16 protein-coding genes are annotated in these 14,955 nt (G+C 43.7%); 15 read left to right on the top strand and 1 reads right to left on the bottom strand.

The window, feature by feature from the left end; all coding sequences use genetic code 11:
• Positions 1-2 precede the first annotated feature (2 nt).
• The 5 genes from pknB (at position 3) to spoVM (ending at position 4,545) form a co-directional block, all read left to right on the top strand.
• Positions 3-2,036, top strand: coding sequence for a Stk1 family PASTA domain-containing Ser/Thr kinase (gene pknB, locus J7E52_RS23645; protein WP_214750796.1), 2,034 nt, complete (start codon positions 3-5; stop codon positions 2,034-2,036).
• A 24-nt stretch (positions 2,037-2,060) separates the two neighbouring features.
• Positions 2,061-2,942, top strand: coding sequence for a ribosome small subunit-dependent GTPase A (rsgA, locus tag J7E52_RS23640; RefSeq protein WP_214750795.1), 882 nt, complete (start codon positions 2,061-2,063; stop codon positions 2,940-2,942).
• Between the two features lies 1 nt (position 2,943).
• Positions 2,944-3,591, top strand: coding sequence for a ribulose-phosphate 3-epimerase (rpe, locus tag J7E52_RS23635; RefSeq protein WP_214750794.1), 648 nt, complete (start codon positions 2,944-2,946; stop codon positions 3,589-3,591).
• 97 nt (positions 3,592-3,688) lie between these two features.
• Positions 3,689-4,342, top strand: coding sequence for a thiamine diphosphokinase (locus tag J7E52_RS23630; RefSeq protein WP_214750793.1), 654 nt, complete (start codon positions 3,689-3,691; stop codon positions 4,340-4,342).
• Between the two features lie 122 nt (positions 4,343-4,464).
• A complete protein-coding gene (spoVM, locus tag J7E52_RS23625) occupies positions 4,465-4,545 on the top strand; it encodes a stage V sporulation protein SpoVM (protein WP_034313769.1) in 81 nt (26 codons plus the stop codon).
• Between the two features lie 187 nt (positions 4,546-4,732).
• Here spoVM and rpmB read toward each other — a convergent pair whose 3' ends face one another.
• Positions 4,733-4,921: a 50S ribosomal protein L28 gene (gene rpmB / locus J7E52_RS23620; RefSeq protein WP_034313767.1), complete on the bottom strand. Its 189-nt coding sequence runs from the start codon at positions 4,919-4,921 to the stop codon at positions 4,733-4,735.
• 253 nt (positions 4,922-5,174) lie between these two features.
• On the opposite strand from rpmB, the gene J7E52_RS23615 reads away from it, so the two are divergent.
• From J7E52_RS23615 to J7E52_RS23570, 10 genes are all read left to right on the top strand, one after another.
• A complete protein-coding gene (locus J7E52_RS23615; protein ID WP_214750792.1) occupies positions 5,175-5,537 on the top strand; it encodes an Asp23/Gls24 family envelope stress response protein in 363 nt (120 codons plus the stop codon).
• A gap of 18 nt (positions 5,538-5,555) precedes the next feature.
• Positions 5,556-7,226 (top strand): DAK2 domain-containing protein, encoded by a 1,671-nt coding sequence (locus J7E52_RS23610; RefSeq protein ID WP_214750791.1) that lies wholly within the window; start codon positions 5,556-5,558, stop codon positions 7,224-7,226.
• Positions 7,227-7,434: 208 nt separating this feature from the next.
• A complete protein-coding gene (gene sdaAB / locus J7E52_RS23605; protein ID WP_214750790.1) occupies positions 7,435-8,097 on the top strand; it encodes an L-serine ammonia-lyase, iron-sulfur-dependent subunit beta in 663 nt (220 codons plus the stop codon).
• A 38-nt stretch (positions 8,098-8,135) separates the two neighbouring features.
• On the top strand, positions 8,136-9,020 hold the full coding sequence (sdaAA, locus tag J7E52_RS23600; protein WP_101224621.1) for an L-serine ammonia-lyase, iron-sulfur-dependent, subunit alpha: 885 nt from the start codon (positions 8,136-8,138) through the stop codon (positions 9,018-9,020).
• Positions 9,017-11,068, top strand: coding sequence for an ATP-dependent DNA helicase RecG (gene recG / locus J7E52_RS23595; RefSeq protein ID WP_214750789.1), 2,052 nt, complete (start codon positions 9,017-9,019; stop codon positions 11,066-11,068). Before sdaAA ends, recG begins: the two co-directional genes overlap by 4 nt.
• Positions 11,069-11,186: 118 nt before the next feature.
• Entirely contained in the window at positions 11,187-11,744 is a 558-nt protein-coding gene (gene fapR, locus J7E52_RS23590) for a transcription factor FapR (protein ID WP_034313744.1), read from the top strand.
• Between the two features lie 24 nt (positions 11,745-11,768).
• Positions 11,769-12,755 (top strand): phosphate acyltransferase PlsX, encoded by a 987-nt coding sequence (gene plsX / locus J7E52_RS23585; RefSeq protein WP_214750788.1) that lies wholly within the window; start codon positions 11,769-11,771, stop codon positions 12,753-12,755.
• 27 nt (positions 12,756-12,782) lie between these two features.
• The gene (gene fabD / locus J7E52_RS23580) at positions 12,783-13,730 is read left to right on the top strand and encodes an ACP S-malonyltransferase (protein WP_214750787.1); all 948 of its coding nucleotides are present in this window, start codon (positions 12,783-12,785) and stop codon (positions 13,728-13,730) included.
• Positions 13,730-14,470, top strand: a complete 741-nt coding sequence (gene fabG, locus J7E52_RS23575; RefSeq protein WP_396020312.1) for a 3-oxoacyl-[acyl-carrier-protein] reductase — start codon at positions 13,730-13,732, stop codon at positions 14,468-14,470. Before fabD ends, fabG begins: the two co-directional genes overlap by 1 nt.
• 57 nt (positions 14,471-14,527) lie before the next feature.
• Positions 14,528-14,761, top strand: coding sequence for an acyl carrier protein (locus J7E52_RS23570; RefSeq protein ID WP_034313729.1), 234 nt, complete (start codon positions 14,528-14,530; stop codon positions 14,759-14,761).
• Positions 14,762-14,955 lie beyond the last annotated feature (194 nt).

Raw genomic sequence — 14,955 nt, 5'->3', positions numbered from 1 at the left:
GAATGTTGATTGGTAGAAGAATCAACGGCCGTTATAAACTGATCGAGATGGTCGGCGGCGGCGGTATGGCGAATGTTTACCTTGCAAGGGATATGATCCTAGATAGGGATGTTGCATTGAAAATCCTTCGCATGGATTTTAATAATGACGAAGAGTTCATCAAGCGCTTCAATCGGGAAGCCCAATCGGCAACCAGTTTGGCCCATCCCAATATCGTAAGCATTTATGATGTTGGTGAAGAAGATTCCATCTATTATATTGTAATGGAATACGTGGACGGTTTTACACTTAAGCAATACATACAAAAATATTATCCAATTCCAGTTGATGAAGCCTTGGATATCATGAGGCAAATCACGGCAGCGATTTCCCATGCCCATCATAATGGGATCATCCATCGTGACATCAAGCCACAGAACATTTTGATTGATAAAGAAGGAACCGTCAAGATTACGGACTTCGGCATTGCATTGGCCCTAAGTGCAACTAACATAACGCAGACTAACGCAGTCTTGGGCTCGGTTCATTATTTATCCCCGGAACAGGCCAGAGGCGGTATGGCCAATAAGAAATCGGACATTTATTCACTTGGCATCGTCATGTTTGAATTGTTGACGGGAAGATTGCCTTTTTCGGGTGAATCAGCCGTGTCGATAGCTCTTAAACATTTACAATCGGAAACTCCTTCGCCAAAACGCTGGAACTCTGAAATACCCCAGAGTGTGGAAAATATTATCTTGAAAGCGACAGCCAAAGATTCATATCACCGCTATGAGAGCGTGGACTCGATGGAAGACGACATACGGACGTCGCTTAATCCTGAGCGTTCAAATGAACTGCCTTTTGCCATTCCCGAAGATCATGATGCAACAAAAGCCATCCCCGTCATAACGGATGATCAGCTTTCAAGCGTCGATGAGACAATCATAAGGGGTCCTGAAAAAAATACTTTAGTTTATGCGGATGATGAGGAAAGTGTTTCTGAAGCAGAGAGTAAATCGAAAAAGAAACAGAAGAAACAAAAGAAACAGAAAAAACAAAAAAGCAAGTCGGAACATAAAGGTAAAAAACGAAAGAACATGCCTGCAATCTTGGTGACCACCTTTTTAGTTCTCGCCCTGCTTGCTGTTTTATCTGTCACTGTTTTACCTCCCCTCCTTGTTTCGAAGGAAGTGACGATCCCGGACCTTAAAGGGGAAGAATTGGATGATGCCATTACTGAATTGCTTGAATTGGATTTGGAAATTGGAGACACGATCGAGATTGAAGATGAAGAGGTCGAAGCTGGTCTTGTGATCAAAACCAACCCTAAGGAAGGTAAGACGGTCAAGGAAGGTGCAGTAATCGATATTTATCAAAGCATTGGCAAAGAGACGATTTCATTGTCCAGTTATGAAGGTCGAGACTACTCTGATGTTAAATCCCTGCTTGAAAAAATGGGATTCAAAAACATAAGCGTGACCGAAAAATATGATGACAGTGCTGCCGGCACGATCATAGATCAATCGCCCTCAGGTGCCACTGAGGTCGTACCATCCGAAACTGAGCTTGAGCTAACGGTCAGTAAAGGAGCAGATCTGCTGAGCTTGAAGAACTTAACGGGGTTCAATCAAGCTGGCCTTAATGATTATTCCAATGAAAGTGGAATAAAGATCGATGTCGAAGAAGAAATCTATGATGATACAGTAGCAGAGGGACTTGTCATTTCCCAGTCACCCGAACCTGCTACGAAGGTGGAAAAGGGCAGTACTGTGAAAGTGGTCATTTCAAAAGGGAAAGAAGAGATTCCTCCCAAGAGTGTAACGGAAGAAATCAAAATCGAGTATGACCCGGTTGAGCCGGGCAAAACGCAAAAAATACAAATTTTCATCGAGGATATCAACAATAGCATGACGGAGCCTAAAGAAACATTCTTTATCTTGGAAGATGCCAAGAGAACGATCGTATTAAATGTTTCCCCGGATAAGAAAGCCGGATATAAAGTCATGCGGGACAATCAGGTCATCATTGACCAAGCGGTCTCATATCCAGAATAAATTTAATAAATTAGGAGTGTGGTTATGCCCGAAGGAAAAATTATCAAAGCATTAAGTGGATTTTATTATGTCCTTGATGGTGAAGAGGTCTATCAATGCCGCGGACGGGGAGTGTTCAGGAAGAATAAAGTAACGCCACTTGTGGGTGATTATGTTGTTTTTGAAGCGGAAAATAAAACGGACGGGACCGTGACCGAAATAAAACCGCGAAAGAATGAATTGATACGTCCGCAAATCTCGAATGTAGACCAGGCAATCCTAGTCTTTTCGGCAGTAGAACCTGATTTCAGTCCAGCCTTGCTTGATCGATTTCTCGTACTTATCGAAGATAACGAAATCGAACCGATTATCGTCGTGACGAAACTGGACTTGGTTACTGCTGAAAACCAAAAGAAATTGTCACAGTATATCAAGGACTATCAGAAACTTGGCTATACTGTACTGGAAACATCTTCAGTTACCGCTGGAGGAATCGAAGAACTAGTGCCGTATTTAGAAGGAAAAACCAGTGTATTTGCCGGTCAGTCCGGTGTTGGGAAATCGTCGTTGCTGAATGCAATCAATCCTGAATTGGCTTTAAAGACGGATGATATTTCTTCACACCTGGGACGTGGGAAGCATACCACCCGCCACGTTGAATTGATTCATATCGGCTCTGGACTTGTCGCGGATACTCCAGGGTTCAGTTCACTTGAATTCATGGAAATGGAAGCTGAACGGTTATCCTATTGCTTCCCGGAAATGCATAAGCATGGTGAAGACTGTAAATTCCGGGCCTGCCTGCACGATAAAGAACCGAAGTGTGCAGTGAAGGAAGCGGTTGATACCGGGGAAATTCCACATTATCGATATGAGCATTATATGCAATTCTTAGAAGAAATCAGAGATAGAAAGCCGAGGTATTAAAATGGTTAAAATCGCACCATCCATTTTATCAGCTGACTTTGCAAAATTGGGAGAAGAAATTCTTGATGTCGAAAGGGGAGGAGCGGATTTAATCCATGTGGATGTCATGGATGGGCATTTCGTGCCGAATATAACGATAGGCTCACTAATTGTCGATGCTATCCGCCCAATAACAAAGCTTCCGCTTGATGTTCATTTAATGATCGAACAACCCGATCGTTATATCGAGGCCTTTGCGAAGGCGGGAGCCGATTATATAACTGTACATGTGGAGGCATGCACACATTTGCATCGGACGATCCAATTGATCAAATCCTTTGGTGTAAAGGCAGGCGTGGTGCTTAATCCAGCCACTTCAGCTTCCTTGATCCAACCTATAATCGAAGATATTGACATGGTATTGTTGATGACGGTCAATCCTGGTTTTGGCGGGCAAAAGTTCATTAAATCCGTTCTTCCCAAAATTGCCGAAGTGAAGGCGATGGCGGAAATGTATAATCAAAATCTGGAAATAGAGATTGATGGCGGAGTAAATGAAGAAACGGCTAAACTATGTATTGAACAAGGGGCGACAATCCTGGTGGCCGGCTCGGCAATATATAATCAAGAAGATCGACACGCAGCGATTCAAAGGATTCGGGGAAAGTGATATAAGCCGACACTATCATATTCGTATGATGGTGATCGGCTTTTTTTATCAATCAATCAAAGGCAGCTTGGATTATATGTAGAAAAGGATGATTTCGATGATTATTAGTATAATGGCTGGAGGTCCGGAATGTTTTTGGCCGGATCTGACATGGTATAAGGAGAAGACTGACCTTTGGGTAGGGGTTGACAGGGGAGTATGGTCCCTGCTTGAACAAGGGATCGAACCTAGATGCGGTTTTGGGGATTTTGATTCAGTTTCGGAAGGTGAATACAAGATAATTGAGCAAAGGCTGGAACAAATCAATCTATATTCTTCGGAAAAGGATGAAACGGATTTAGAGATCGCATTTAAATGGGCAATAGGGCAAAAGCCAAGTGAAATTCACATCCTGGGCGCAACAGGAGGAAGAATGGACCATTTTCTTGGGAATATCCAGCTGCTCCAAAAAGAAAGTGTCCTCCCTCATCATGGCGACATGGATATATACATAGTCGATCGGCAAAATTTATTCACAGTAAAGACAGCAGGTTCATATGAGGTCACTGCTTTGAAAGATAAGAAATACTTGTCATTGCTCCCCGTAACGGCGGAAGTCACCGGCATTACACTTTCGGGTTTCAAATACCCGCTGGATGATGCAAGCTTGGAAATAGGTTCGACGCTTTGCATCAGCAATGAACTAATTTCCGAATCTGGGAATGTTTCATTTGAAAAAGGCATATTAATGGTGATAAGAAGCAGTGATTAAAATTCATGCTTAGAGCAGATTCGGATATAATTACGATCATCCTATATCCGCTTAAAAGCTTATGTTGTAATAGAAAAATTCCACTTCATCTTTAATTGTGGGATGCAAAGAGGAGGGGCATGATGAAATTTTATACGATTAAATTGCCAAAAGTTCTGGGCAGTTTGGTAAGGGCTATGCTCGGAGCGTTTAAAAAAGGCTGATACTTATCTCCATGACACCTCTCAAATTAAGGGAGGTGTTATTTTTCGGTAAAAAGGGGCGGCCATCCATTAATGGGTGAAGGCCTTCCCTCCTTGAAGCAGACTAGACCTGATCAACGATTTGAACCCTCCCCATTAAATACCGGCCATTACAAGTAAAAAGGCATCCTAAGAGGATGCCGTAACATTATACGCGTTCTACTTTGCCCGATTTAAGAGCTCTTGCAGAAACGTATACACGTTTAGGTTTACCGTCAACTAAAATACGTACTTTTTGAAGGTTAGCGCCCCATGTACGCTTGCTAGCGTTCATTGCGTGAGAGCGGCTGTTACCAGAACGAGTTCTTCTTCCAGTGATTACACATTTACGTGCCATGTCAAATTCCCTCCTAACTACAACAAGCTTAAGTTTTTCGCAGTCGTCTTAAGTCTTTGTAAAATACTTTAATAATTTATCATACCTACCGTTAGAATGCAATACTTCAGTTAATTACTTTCAAGAAAAAAACCTTGACATACATACTTCAAAATTGAATTATATAGAGTACCGTAAGACATTTACTTTTAAAACCATGGACATTATAGTAAAATGTCTTTAGTTGATTTGATTTTTTGGGAGGGAAAAGAAAATGTCTATCGAATTACAAACGAAGTATGGACAAATTGATATCTCTAATGAGGTTATCGCTACTGTAGCAGGCGGCGCAGCCGTGGATTGCTACGGAATTATAGGAATGGCTTCCAAAAAACAATTTAAAGACGGCATTGCCGAAATTTTAAGAAAAGAAAACTTTACTAAGGGTGTAATTGTCCGTCAAGAAGAGGAAGAAGTTCATATCGATATGTATATTATCGTAAGTTATGGAACGAAAATCTCTGAAGTTGCACATAATGTGCAATCAAAGGTAAAGTACACTCTGGACAAAACTGTAGGATTAGCTGTTGATTCCGTCAACATTTTTGTACAGGGAGTTCGTGTGACGAACCCTTAAGTATAGGAGGAAAGTTTTGTGTCAATTACAAGTTTGAACGGAAAGCGCTTTGCAGAAATGATCATTCAAGGTGCCAACCATTTAGCGGCTAATGCCCAAATGGTTGATGCGTTGAATGTTTTCCCTGTTCCAGATGGAGATACAGGAACGAATATGAATTTATCGATGACTTCGGGAGCGAAGGAAGTGCAAAATAACGTCCAGGAACACATTGGGAAAGTGGGTGCGTCACTTTCAAGAGGACTGCTAATGGGCGCACGCGGCAATTCGGGTGTTATCCTTTCGCAACTGTTCCGCGGTTTTGCTAAAGCGATTGAACATAAATCGGAAATCAATAGTGAAGAATTTGCCCAAGCTTTTGAAGCAGGGGTTCAGACAGCTTATAAGGCTGTTATGAAACCTGTTGAAGGAACCATATTAACGGTTGCAAAAGATGCAGCCAAGCAAGCGGTTTCATCAGCAGCAAAGCATATAGACCTTATTCAGGTAATGGAGGAAATCGTTACGGAGGCCAATGCTTCATTAAAACGCACACCGGATCTTCTTCCAGTCTTAAAAGAAGTGGGAGTCGTTGATAGCGGCGGGCAAGGGTTGGTGTTCGTTTATGAAGGTTTCCTTGCAGAGCTGAAAGGTGAAGCCCTTCCAGTCCGACCTGCAAATGGCCCAAGCATGGATGACATGATCAATGCCGAACATCACATGAATGTACAAGGGCATATGAACACGGAAGATATATTGTATGGCTACTGCACGGAATTCATGGTCCGATTGGAAAGTGAAAAACTTGCCAATAAATCATTTGATGAAGAAAAATTCAGAAATGATTTAAGTGAATACGGAGATTCTTTATTAGTCATCTCAGATGATGAAGTCGTCAAAGTACATATTCACTCTGAACAGCCTGGAACGTGCCTGAATTATGGACAGCAATATGGTAGTTTAATAAAAATGAAAATCGATAATATGCGTGAACAGCATACTGCGATTGTAGGTGAGACGAATACACCGCTTCAAACTAAAACGTCCACCAAAGAGAAGTACGCTGTAGTGTCAGTGGCGATGGGTGCTGGCATCAGCGAATTATTCAAAAGCATCGGCGCTAAGTCCGTCATCGAAGGCGGACAAACGATGAATCCTAGCACGGAAGATATCGTTAAAGCTGTCGAAGAGGCATATGCAGATCATGTGATCATCTTGCCTAACAATAAAAATATCATCATGGCGGCCAATCAGGCTGCTGATGTACTTGGGGATCATGTGACTGTCATTCCAACGAAAACAGTACCACAGGGAATGGCTGCATTGCTGGCTTTCAACCCTTCACTTGATGCTGAAGAGAATAAAAAAGCGATGATCGAAGCCCTTTCGCATGTGAAAACGGGCCAGATTACTTATGCTGTCAGGGATACCAACATTGACGGTCTTGCAATCGAGACCGGGGACTTCATGGGAATTGCTGAAGGCACCATCAAAGTGAAGGATAAAGACATGACTCAAGCGGCAAAAGATCTTCTCTCCGATATGATTGACGAAGATTCAGAAATCCTTACCATTTTATATGGAGAAGATGCCACTGCTGAAAATGTCGAAAGTCTTGTTGCGTTTTGTAATGAGAATTTCGAAGACATTGAAGTTGAAGTGCATAATGGGAAACAACCTTTATATTCTTTCATTTTTTCAATTGAATAAGTAGAGAACCATGAAGATGAGGGAGACTTATTCGTCACAATGGTTGAAGGATCCTGAATAAAAATAAAAGGCAATAAACTGCATATGTCATTAGGCTATGCAGTTTTATTTTTATGAAAAGAAGGATTACGGACAGCGTAATTGTAATTACAATATATCAGGTTTTATTATTAAACTGACTCCCAGTGTATAGAAGGAGGAGCGAATCATGAAATTTAGAAGTGTATTCGATATAATTGGTCCTGTTATGATCGGCCCCTCTAGTTCCCATACAGCAGGAGCTGCAAGGATCGGTAGGGTTGCCAGGAATTTATTCGACCGGGAACCAAAATGGGCCCATATTTCTTTTTACGGATCGTTTGCCAAAACCTATAAAGGCCATGGAACGGATGTAGCCATTGTAGGAGGCTTACTTGATTTTGATACGTTTGATGAGAGAATCAAAGAATCGCTGGAAATAGCCCGCAAGAAGAAAATGAAAATTACTTTTCGAGAAGAAGAAGCAGTACCGGAGCATCCCAATACAGCAAAAATAACGGTTGGTGATGATGATGGTGAACTGGAACTTGTCGGAATATCGATCGGCGGGGGAAAAATCGAAATCGTCGAACTGAATGGATTTAAATTGAGGCTCTCCGGGCACAACCCTGCCATACTCGTCGTTCATGATGATCGATTTGGTGCCATTGCCAATGTTTCAAACATATTAGCCAAGCATCAAATCAATATTGGCCAGATGGAAGTCTCCCGAAAAGAAAAAGGGCAGATGGCCTTGATGACGATTGAAGTGGACCAAAACCTGGAGGATGACGTCATCGCTGAAATTACAGCACTCCCCAACATCACTCAAGTAGCGAGGATTGTGGATTGATAGGGCCATCGTTTCCACCTTAGGAAGGAGAAGAAATCATGTTTCGAAATGTAGCCGAATTAGTAGAATTAGCTGAATCAAAGCAAAAAAAAATTTCAACGCTGATGATAGAACAGGAAATGGAAGTAACGGGAAAAAGCCGTGAAGAAATCATTCGCCAGATGGGTGTCAACCTGGATGTTATGGAACAGGCAGTTGAAAAAGGACTTCAAGGTGTACGGTCCGTTTCCGGCCTGACGGGAGGGGATGCAGTCCTTCTTCAGACTTACATTAAATCAGGAAATTCCTTATCTGGTGAGCTGCTGTTGGATGCGGTAAGCAAGGCCGTGGCAACAAACGAAGTGAACGCAGCCATGGGAACGATCTGTGCGACACCGACTGCCGGATCTGCTGGTGTTGTGCCTGGAACCCTTTTTGCTTTGCAAAATAAATTAAAACCGAATCGGGAACAGAAAATTGAGTTCCTGTTTACAGCAGGGGCGTTTGGTTTTGTTGTAGCGAATAATGCTTCGATCTCTGGAGCCGCAGGGGGCTGTCAGGCGGAAGTCGGTTCTGCTTCGGGCATGGCAGCGGCTGCCATCGTTGAAATGGCAGGAGGGACACCTGCACAAAGTGCAGAAGCGATGGCCATCACATTAAAGAACATGCTTGGTCTAGTGTGTGACCCTGTTGCTGGGCTTGTGGAGGTGCCTTGTGTGAAGCGTAATGCCATGGGTGCAGCCAATGCCATGGTTGCCGCAGATATGGCGCTAGCAGGGATCACAAGCCGCATACCTTGTGATGAAGTGATTGATGCAATGTACAAAATCGGGCAAACGATGCCATCGGCTCTTAGGGAAACTGCACAAGGAGGTTTAGCGGCTACACCGACTGGACGGGAGTTGGAAGCCAAAATCTTTGGCTTACCGCTGAATAAGAAGTGAGCTCCACTTTACAGGAATCCATAACAGCAGTAAAGGGCATTGGGGCCGAAACGGCGGCAGCTTTGGGGGAAATGGAGATCCATACCGTCGCGGATCTCCTTGAGCACCTCCCATATCGCTATGAAGATTACCGATTGAGGGATTTAGAAACGGTCGAGCATGATGAGCGGGTTACCATAGAAGGCAAAGTCCATACGGTGCCGACGTTAGGGTACTTCGGAAAGAAAAAATCCAGGCTTACGATTAAAGTGTTAACTGGGAGATATTTAATAAATGTCATTTTTTTTAACCAGCCATATCTAAAGCAAAAGCTTGCGATCGGCGAAACCGTAACGGTAACAGGAAAGTGGGATCGTCATCGCCAAACCATTACAGGCTCGGAATGCCATGTTGGTGATCGTAGCCGGGAGAAAGAGTTCGAACCGGTGTACTCAGTGAAGGGCAGCATTACTGTCAAAGGGCTCCGCCGCTTAATCTCCAATGCATTTTCTCAATATGGGACAATGATAGAAGAAAATCTGCCCCCGCAATTATTGTCGGCATACAAACTGATGCCGCGTAACGATGCTCTTCGTACCATGCATTTCCCCCAATCGGCCAATGAGGTAAAAAAGGCTCGCCGCCGTTTTGTGTATGAAGAATTTTTATTATTTCAACTTAAAATGCAGGCACTTCGCAAAGTACAGCGGGAGCAGTCAAAGGGAATTGGCCAGGAGTTTGACATGGAGCAGCTGGAAGCCTTTATTGGAACTCTCCCTTTTCCTTTGACGAACGCTCAGAATAGGGTCGTCGGGGAAATAATGAATGACATGAAATCTCCCTACAGGATGAATCGTTTGCTTCAAGGGGATGTCGGGTCTGGAAAAACGGTGGTTGCCGCCATATGCCTGAAGGCGACGATTACAGCAGGTTTCCAAGGTGCACTTATGGTCCCGACGGAAATCTTGGCTGAGCAGCATACTCAATCGCTGAAGGCGATGTTGGAACCGAGTGGAGTGAAGGTCGCATTGTTGACAAGTTCGGTAAAAGGCAAAAAGCGCAAGGAACTATTGCAAATGCTGGAATCCGGGGAGCTAGATCTTTTGATAGGAACTCATGCATTGATACAGGATGAAGTGAATTTTCGGAACCTGGGACTTGTCATAACGGATGAACAGCATCGCTTCGGAGTGGAGCAGCGCCGCATCCTTCGGGAAAAGGGTACAAATCCAGATGTACTTTTCATGACGGCTACACCGATTCCGCGAACGCTCGCAATTACGGTGTTTGGGGAAATGGACGTCTCGACGATCGATGAAATGCCTGCCGGGCGTAAAGCGATAGAAACCTATTGGGCGAAACACCAAATGCTTGATCGGATCTTAACATTTGTCGAAAAGGAACTAAAGAAAGGGAGACAGGCTTACGTTATCTGTCCATTGATTGAGGAGTCGGAGAAACTCGATTCTTTACAGAATGTTCTTGATGTTCATGCAATGCTGACACAATACTTTGCGAACAGGTACAAAGTGGGACTAATGCATGGAAAGCTCCCTGCGGATGAAAAAGACGAAGTGATGCAGCAGTTTAGTGCCAATGAAGCACAAATCCTTGTTTCCACGACGGTTGTCGAGGTCGGTGTGAATGTTCCAAATGCAACGGTAATGGTCATTTATGATGCGGAGCGCTTTGGGCTTTCACAGTTGCATCAGTTACGCGGAAGGGTTGGACGGGGAAGCGATCAGTCCTTTTGCATCCTGCTGGCTGATCCGAAAACGGAAGTCGGCAAAGAACGGATGAAAATCATGACCGAGACAAACGATGGTTTTGCCCTTTCCGAAAAAGATTTGGAGCTTCGCGGCCCCGGGGACTTCTTCGGTAAAAAACAAAGCGGCCTTCCCGAGTTCAAGGTAGCCGACATGGTCCATGATTACAGGACCCTGGAAGTGGCAAGGGAAGATGCTGCAAAATTGATTGCCTCCCAAAGCTATTGGCATTCCCCTGAGTATGCACCTCTGCGAAACTATTTAGAGGGAACTGGAGTATTTACGGGAGAAAAGCTGGACTGAACTGAATAAAATATCAATAGCAGATTGTGAGATTTTACGCAATATCTTGCAATCTGTTTTTAAAATATATATACTACTATTAGTACCTAGTCATAATACTACGGATGGTGACCTTCAAATGCGAAGAAATAAGAAGGAACGCCAGCAATTATTAATCGAAACGATTAAACAGAATCCTTTTGTAACGGATGAGGAGCTGGCTGAAAAATATTCGGTGAGCGTCCAGACCATTAGGCTTGACCGTCTTGAATTATCGATACCGGAACTGCGTGAACGTATTAAAAGCGTGGCCGAGAAAAAATTCAGTGACGAAATCAGGGCATTGCCTTTGGATGAAATCATCGGGGAAGTAATTGATCTTAATTTAGATGACAATGCAATTTCGATTTTGGATATAAATAAGGAGCATGTCTTTAAGCGGAATGGAATTGCAAGGGGACATCACCTTTTTGCCCAAGCAAATTCATTGGCTGTAGCAGTCATAAATGATGAATTGGCATTAACTGCGAAAGCATCCATTTTATTTACTCGTTCTGTAAAGGAAAATGAAAGAGTGGTAGCTAAAGCGAGGGTTAAAAACGTGGACCACACCAACGATCGTTCCGTGGTGGAGGTTAGAAGCTACGTAGGTAATGAACTGGTTTTTAAAGGCGAGTTCGAAATGTATCGCTCTTAACTTGCTAGTAAAGGATGAAAGAAAATGAAGATAACGATAGATGCAATGGGTGGCGATAATGCTCCCAAGGCACAGGTTTTGGGAGCGATGAAAGCTGTCGAGACTTTTTCCGATGTGGAAATCACCTTGATAGGCAATGAAGCGGAGATTAACCAATACTTAGCGAAACATGGCCGTATAAGGGTTATACATACTGATGAAAAAATATTAAGTACCGATGAACCTGTTCGTGCGGTTCGCCGCAAGAAAAGCGCCTCGATGGTATTGGCTGCACAGCAAGTGGCTGACGGAGAAGCGGATGCATGCATTTCTTCAGGCAATACCGGGGCGCTAATGGCTGCAGGTTTGTTTGTGGTCGGAAGGATAGAAGGAATTGAACGTCCGGCGTTGGCTCCCACCCTTCCGACAATCGATGGCAAAGGTTTTGTACTGCTGGATGTAGGAGCGAACTCCGATGCGAAACCGGAGCATCTCCTTCAATTCGCGATAATGGGGTCTGTTTATGCCCAAAAAGTGCGGGGAATCGAAAAGCCCCGTGTCGGATTACTTAATATCGGAACAGAAGAAAAAAAAGGGAATGAACTGACTAAGCATGCCTTTACATTACTGCAGCAATCACCGGAGATATCCTTTATAGGTAACGTAGAGGCAAGGGACCTCCTAAGCGGGCCGGCAGATGTTGTCGTGACGGACGGCTTCACGGGAAATATGGTGTTAAAGACTCTTGAAGGGACTGCCATGAGTGTATTTAAAATGGTGAAAACGGCCTTGATGAGCAACCTCAAGAGTAAGCTGGCTGCAGCAATGGTAAAGCCTGAACTAAAAGGCATAAAAAATAAAATGGATTACTCGGAGTATGGCGGTGCTGGCCTCTTCGGTTTGAAGGCCCCTGTCATTAAGGCTCATGGTTCTTCAGATGCGAATGCAGTCTATAATGCAATACGCCAGACTCGCGATATGGTTGGGAATGACGTCATATCGACAATTGCGGAGACGATAGAAAAACAATAATAAATCATAGAGGCAGGGGAGTAACATATGGGTAAAATTGCTTTTGTCTTTCCAGGACAAGGATCACAATCAATAGGAATGGGGCATGGCTTATTTCAGGAAAACGAGCGTGCTCAGCAAATTTTTCGATCAGCAGATGAGAAACTTGATTTTCCACTATCCGAATTGATCTTTAATGGCACACAACAAGAATTAACGGTGACTTATAATGCACAGCCTGCTTTATTGACCACGAGTTATGCTTTTGTCAAGGAGCTGGAAGAGGCGGGGATCAAACCCGATTATACAGCCGGACACAGTTTAGGTGAATATACGGCATTAGTGGCATCTGGTGCAATTTCTTTTGAAGATGCCGTATATACAGTGCGTAAACGTGGTGAATTCATGGAAGCTGCGGTACCAAATGGCCAAGGATCAATGGCTGCGATATTGGGAATGGACCGTGAAGCTCTATCTGAAGTCACTTCTGAAATTACGGCCAAAGGTGAATCCGTTCAATTGGCCAATATTAATTGTCCAGGGCAAATCGTCATTTCAGGCACCTCCGAAGGGGTTAAACTTGCAAGTGCAAAAGCCAAGGAAAATGGGGCTAAACGGGCTCTTCCACTTGAAGTGAGTGGACCGTTCCATTCGGAATTAATGAAACCGGCAGCAGAAAAATTACAGGGTGTCCTCGATGAAGTAAGCTTCAAACAGGCAGAAATTCCTGTCATTTCAAACGTAACGGCTAAGCCCATTACAGCACCTGCCGAAATAAAAGAAAAATTGATCGAACAGCTGTATTCACCGGTCCTTTGGGAGGACAGTGTGAAAAATCTACTGGAATTGGGCGTGGATACGTTCATCGAGGTGGGCCCTGGGAAAGTATTAGGCGGATTGATAAAGAAAATTGATCGTTCCGTTCAAATTCACTCGGTATCCGATATAGATACTCTAACTAAAACAATTGAAACATTGAAGGGGGTACAAGCATGATCCTCGAAGGTAAAAAAGCACTTGTAACGGGAGCTTCACGAGGTATTGGCAGGGAAGTTGCATTGGAACTTGCCCGTCAGGGAGCTGACGTTGCCATCAACTATTCCGGCAGTGAAGCTAAAGCGAATGAAGTGGTTGATGAAATCAAGGCATTAGGCCGTAAAGCATTCGCCATCCAATGCGATGTTGCAAACAGTGATTTGGTGACAAGCATGATCAAAGAGGTCGTCGAACAGTTTGACAGAGTGGATATCCTGGTAAATAATGCAGGCATCACACGTGATAACCTATTGATGCGTATGAAAGAAGATGAATGGGATTCTGTGATCAATACGAATCTTAAAGGCGTATTCCTATGCACAAAGGCGGTTACAAGGCAAATGATGAAGCAGCGCAGCGGCAGGATCATCAATATGGCATCGATCGTCGGCGTCAGCGGAAATGCAGGGCAGGCTAATTATGTAGCGGCTAAAGCTGGAGTGATCGGTTTGACTAAAACCACGGCAAAGGAACTTGCTTCAAGAGGCATTACGGTCAATGCGATTGCCCCAGGTTTCATCTCAACGGATATGACTGGGGAATTGCCTGAAGACGTCCAAAAAGCCATGCTGGACCAAATTCCGCTTGCACGGTTCGGTGACCCTAAAGATATTGCTGCAGTGGCGTCTTTCCTCGCTTCCGATGCCAGCAAATATATGACCGGGCAAACTCTTCATGTAGATGGCGGCATGGTCATGTAAGTTTTCTTTGATTTTTTTCGAAATTAATTTATAATGTCTTGAGGGGAGGTGAACACATTGGCAGATGTATTAGAAAGAGTAACTAAAATCGTTGTAGATCGTTTGAACGTAGAAGAATCAGAGGTAAAACTTGAAGCTTCTTTCAAAGAAGATCTTGGTGCCGATTCCCTGGATGTAGTTGAACTAGTCATGGAATTCGAAGACGAGTTTGATATGGAAATTTCGGACGATGACGCTGAAAAAATCGCCACAGTAGGTGATGCTGTGAATTACATACAAAGCACTATGTAATGAATTGTCATTTGACTAAAAGCTCCGTTTTTTAACGGGGCTTTCTCTTATTGCTTAAAGAAGTATGATGCAGCGGCAGATAAGGGAATGAGCATGTACATGGGGTAAGCCCCGCCTGCATGGCAGTGGTCTTTGCCATTAGTTTTCTTTAAGCGGATAATAATGTATGATGGTACATAGGAAAGCTTGACAGG

This window comes from Bacillus sp. ISL-34, assembly GCF_018613325.1.
Classification (GTDB): domain Bacteria; phylum Bacillota; class Bacilli; order Bacillales; family DSM-1321; genus Peribacillus.
The sequence above is the reverse complement of the archived record's forward strand: the minus strand, read 5'-3'. Positions and strand labels throughout refer to the sequence as shown.

Bases quoted from the DNA above. Each gene is read 5' to 3' on its own strand.
- pknB (WP_214750796.1), top strand. From the start codon at position 3: ATGTTGATTGGTAGAAGAATCAACGGCCGTTATAAACTGATCGAGATG.
- rsgA (WP_214750795.1), top strand. From the start codon at position 2,061: ATGCCCGAAGGAAAAATTATCAAAGCATTAAGTGGATTTTATTATGTC.
- rpe (WP_214750794.1), top strand. From the start codon at position 2,944: ATGGTTAAAATCGCACCATCCATTTTATCAGCTGACTTTGCAAAATTG.
- J7E52_RS23630 (WP_214750793.1), top strand. From the start codon at position 3,689: ATGATTATTAGTATAATGGCTGGAGGTCCGGAATGTTTTTGGCCGGAT.
- spoVM (WP_034313769.1), top strand. From the start codon at position 4,465: ATGAAATTTTATACGATTAAATTGCCAAAAGTTCTGGGCAGTTTGGTA.
- rpmB (WP_034313767.1), bottom strand. From the start codon at position 4,921: ATGGCACGTAAATGTGTAATCACTGGAAGAAGAACTCGTTCTGGTAAC.
- J7E52_RS23615 (WP_214750792.1), top strand. From the start codon at position 5,175: ATGTCTATCGAATTACAAACGAAGTATGGACAAATTGATATCTCTAAT.
- sdaAB (WP_214750790.1), top strand. From the start codon at position 7,435: ATGAAATTTAGAAGTGTATTCGATATAATTGGTCCTGTTATGATCGGC.
- sdaAA (WP_101224621.1), top strand. From the start codon at position 8,136: ATGTTTCGAAATGTAGCCGAATTAGTAGAATTAGCTGAATCAAAGCAA.
- fapR (WP_034313744.1), top strand. From the start codon at position 11,187: ATGCGAAGAAATAAGAAGGAACGCCAGCAATTATTAATCGAAACGATT.
- plsX (WP_214750788.1), top strand. From the start codon at position 11,769: ATGAAGATAACGATAGATGCAATGGGTGGCGATAATGCTCCCAAGGCA.
- fabD (WP_214750787.1), top strand. From the start codon at position 12,783: ATGGGTAAAATTGCTTTTGTCTTTCCAGGACAAGGATCACAATCAATA.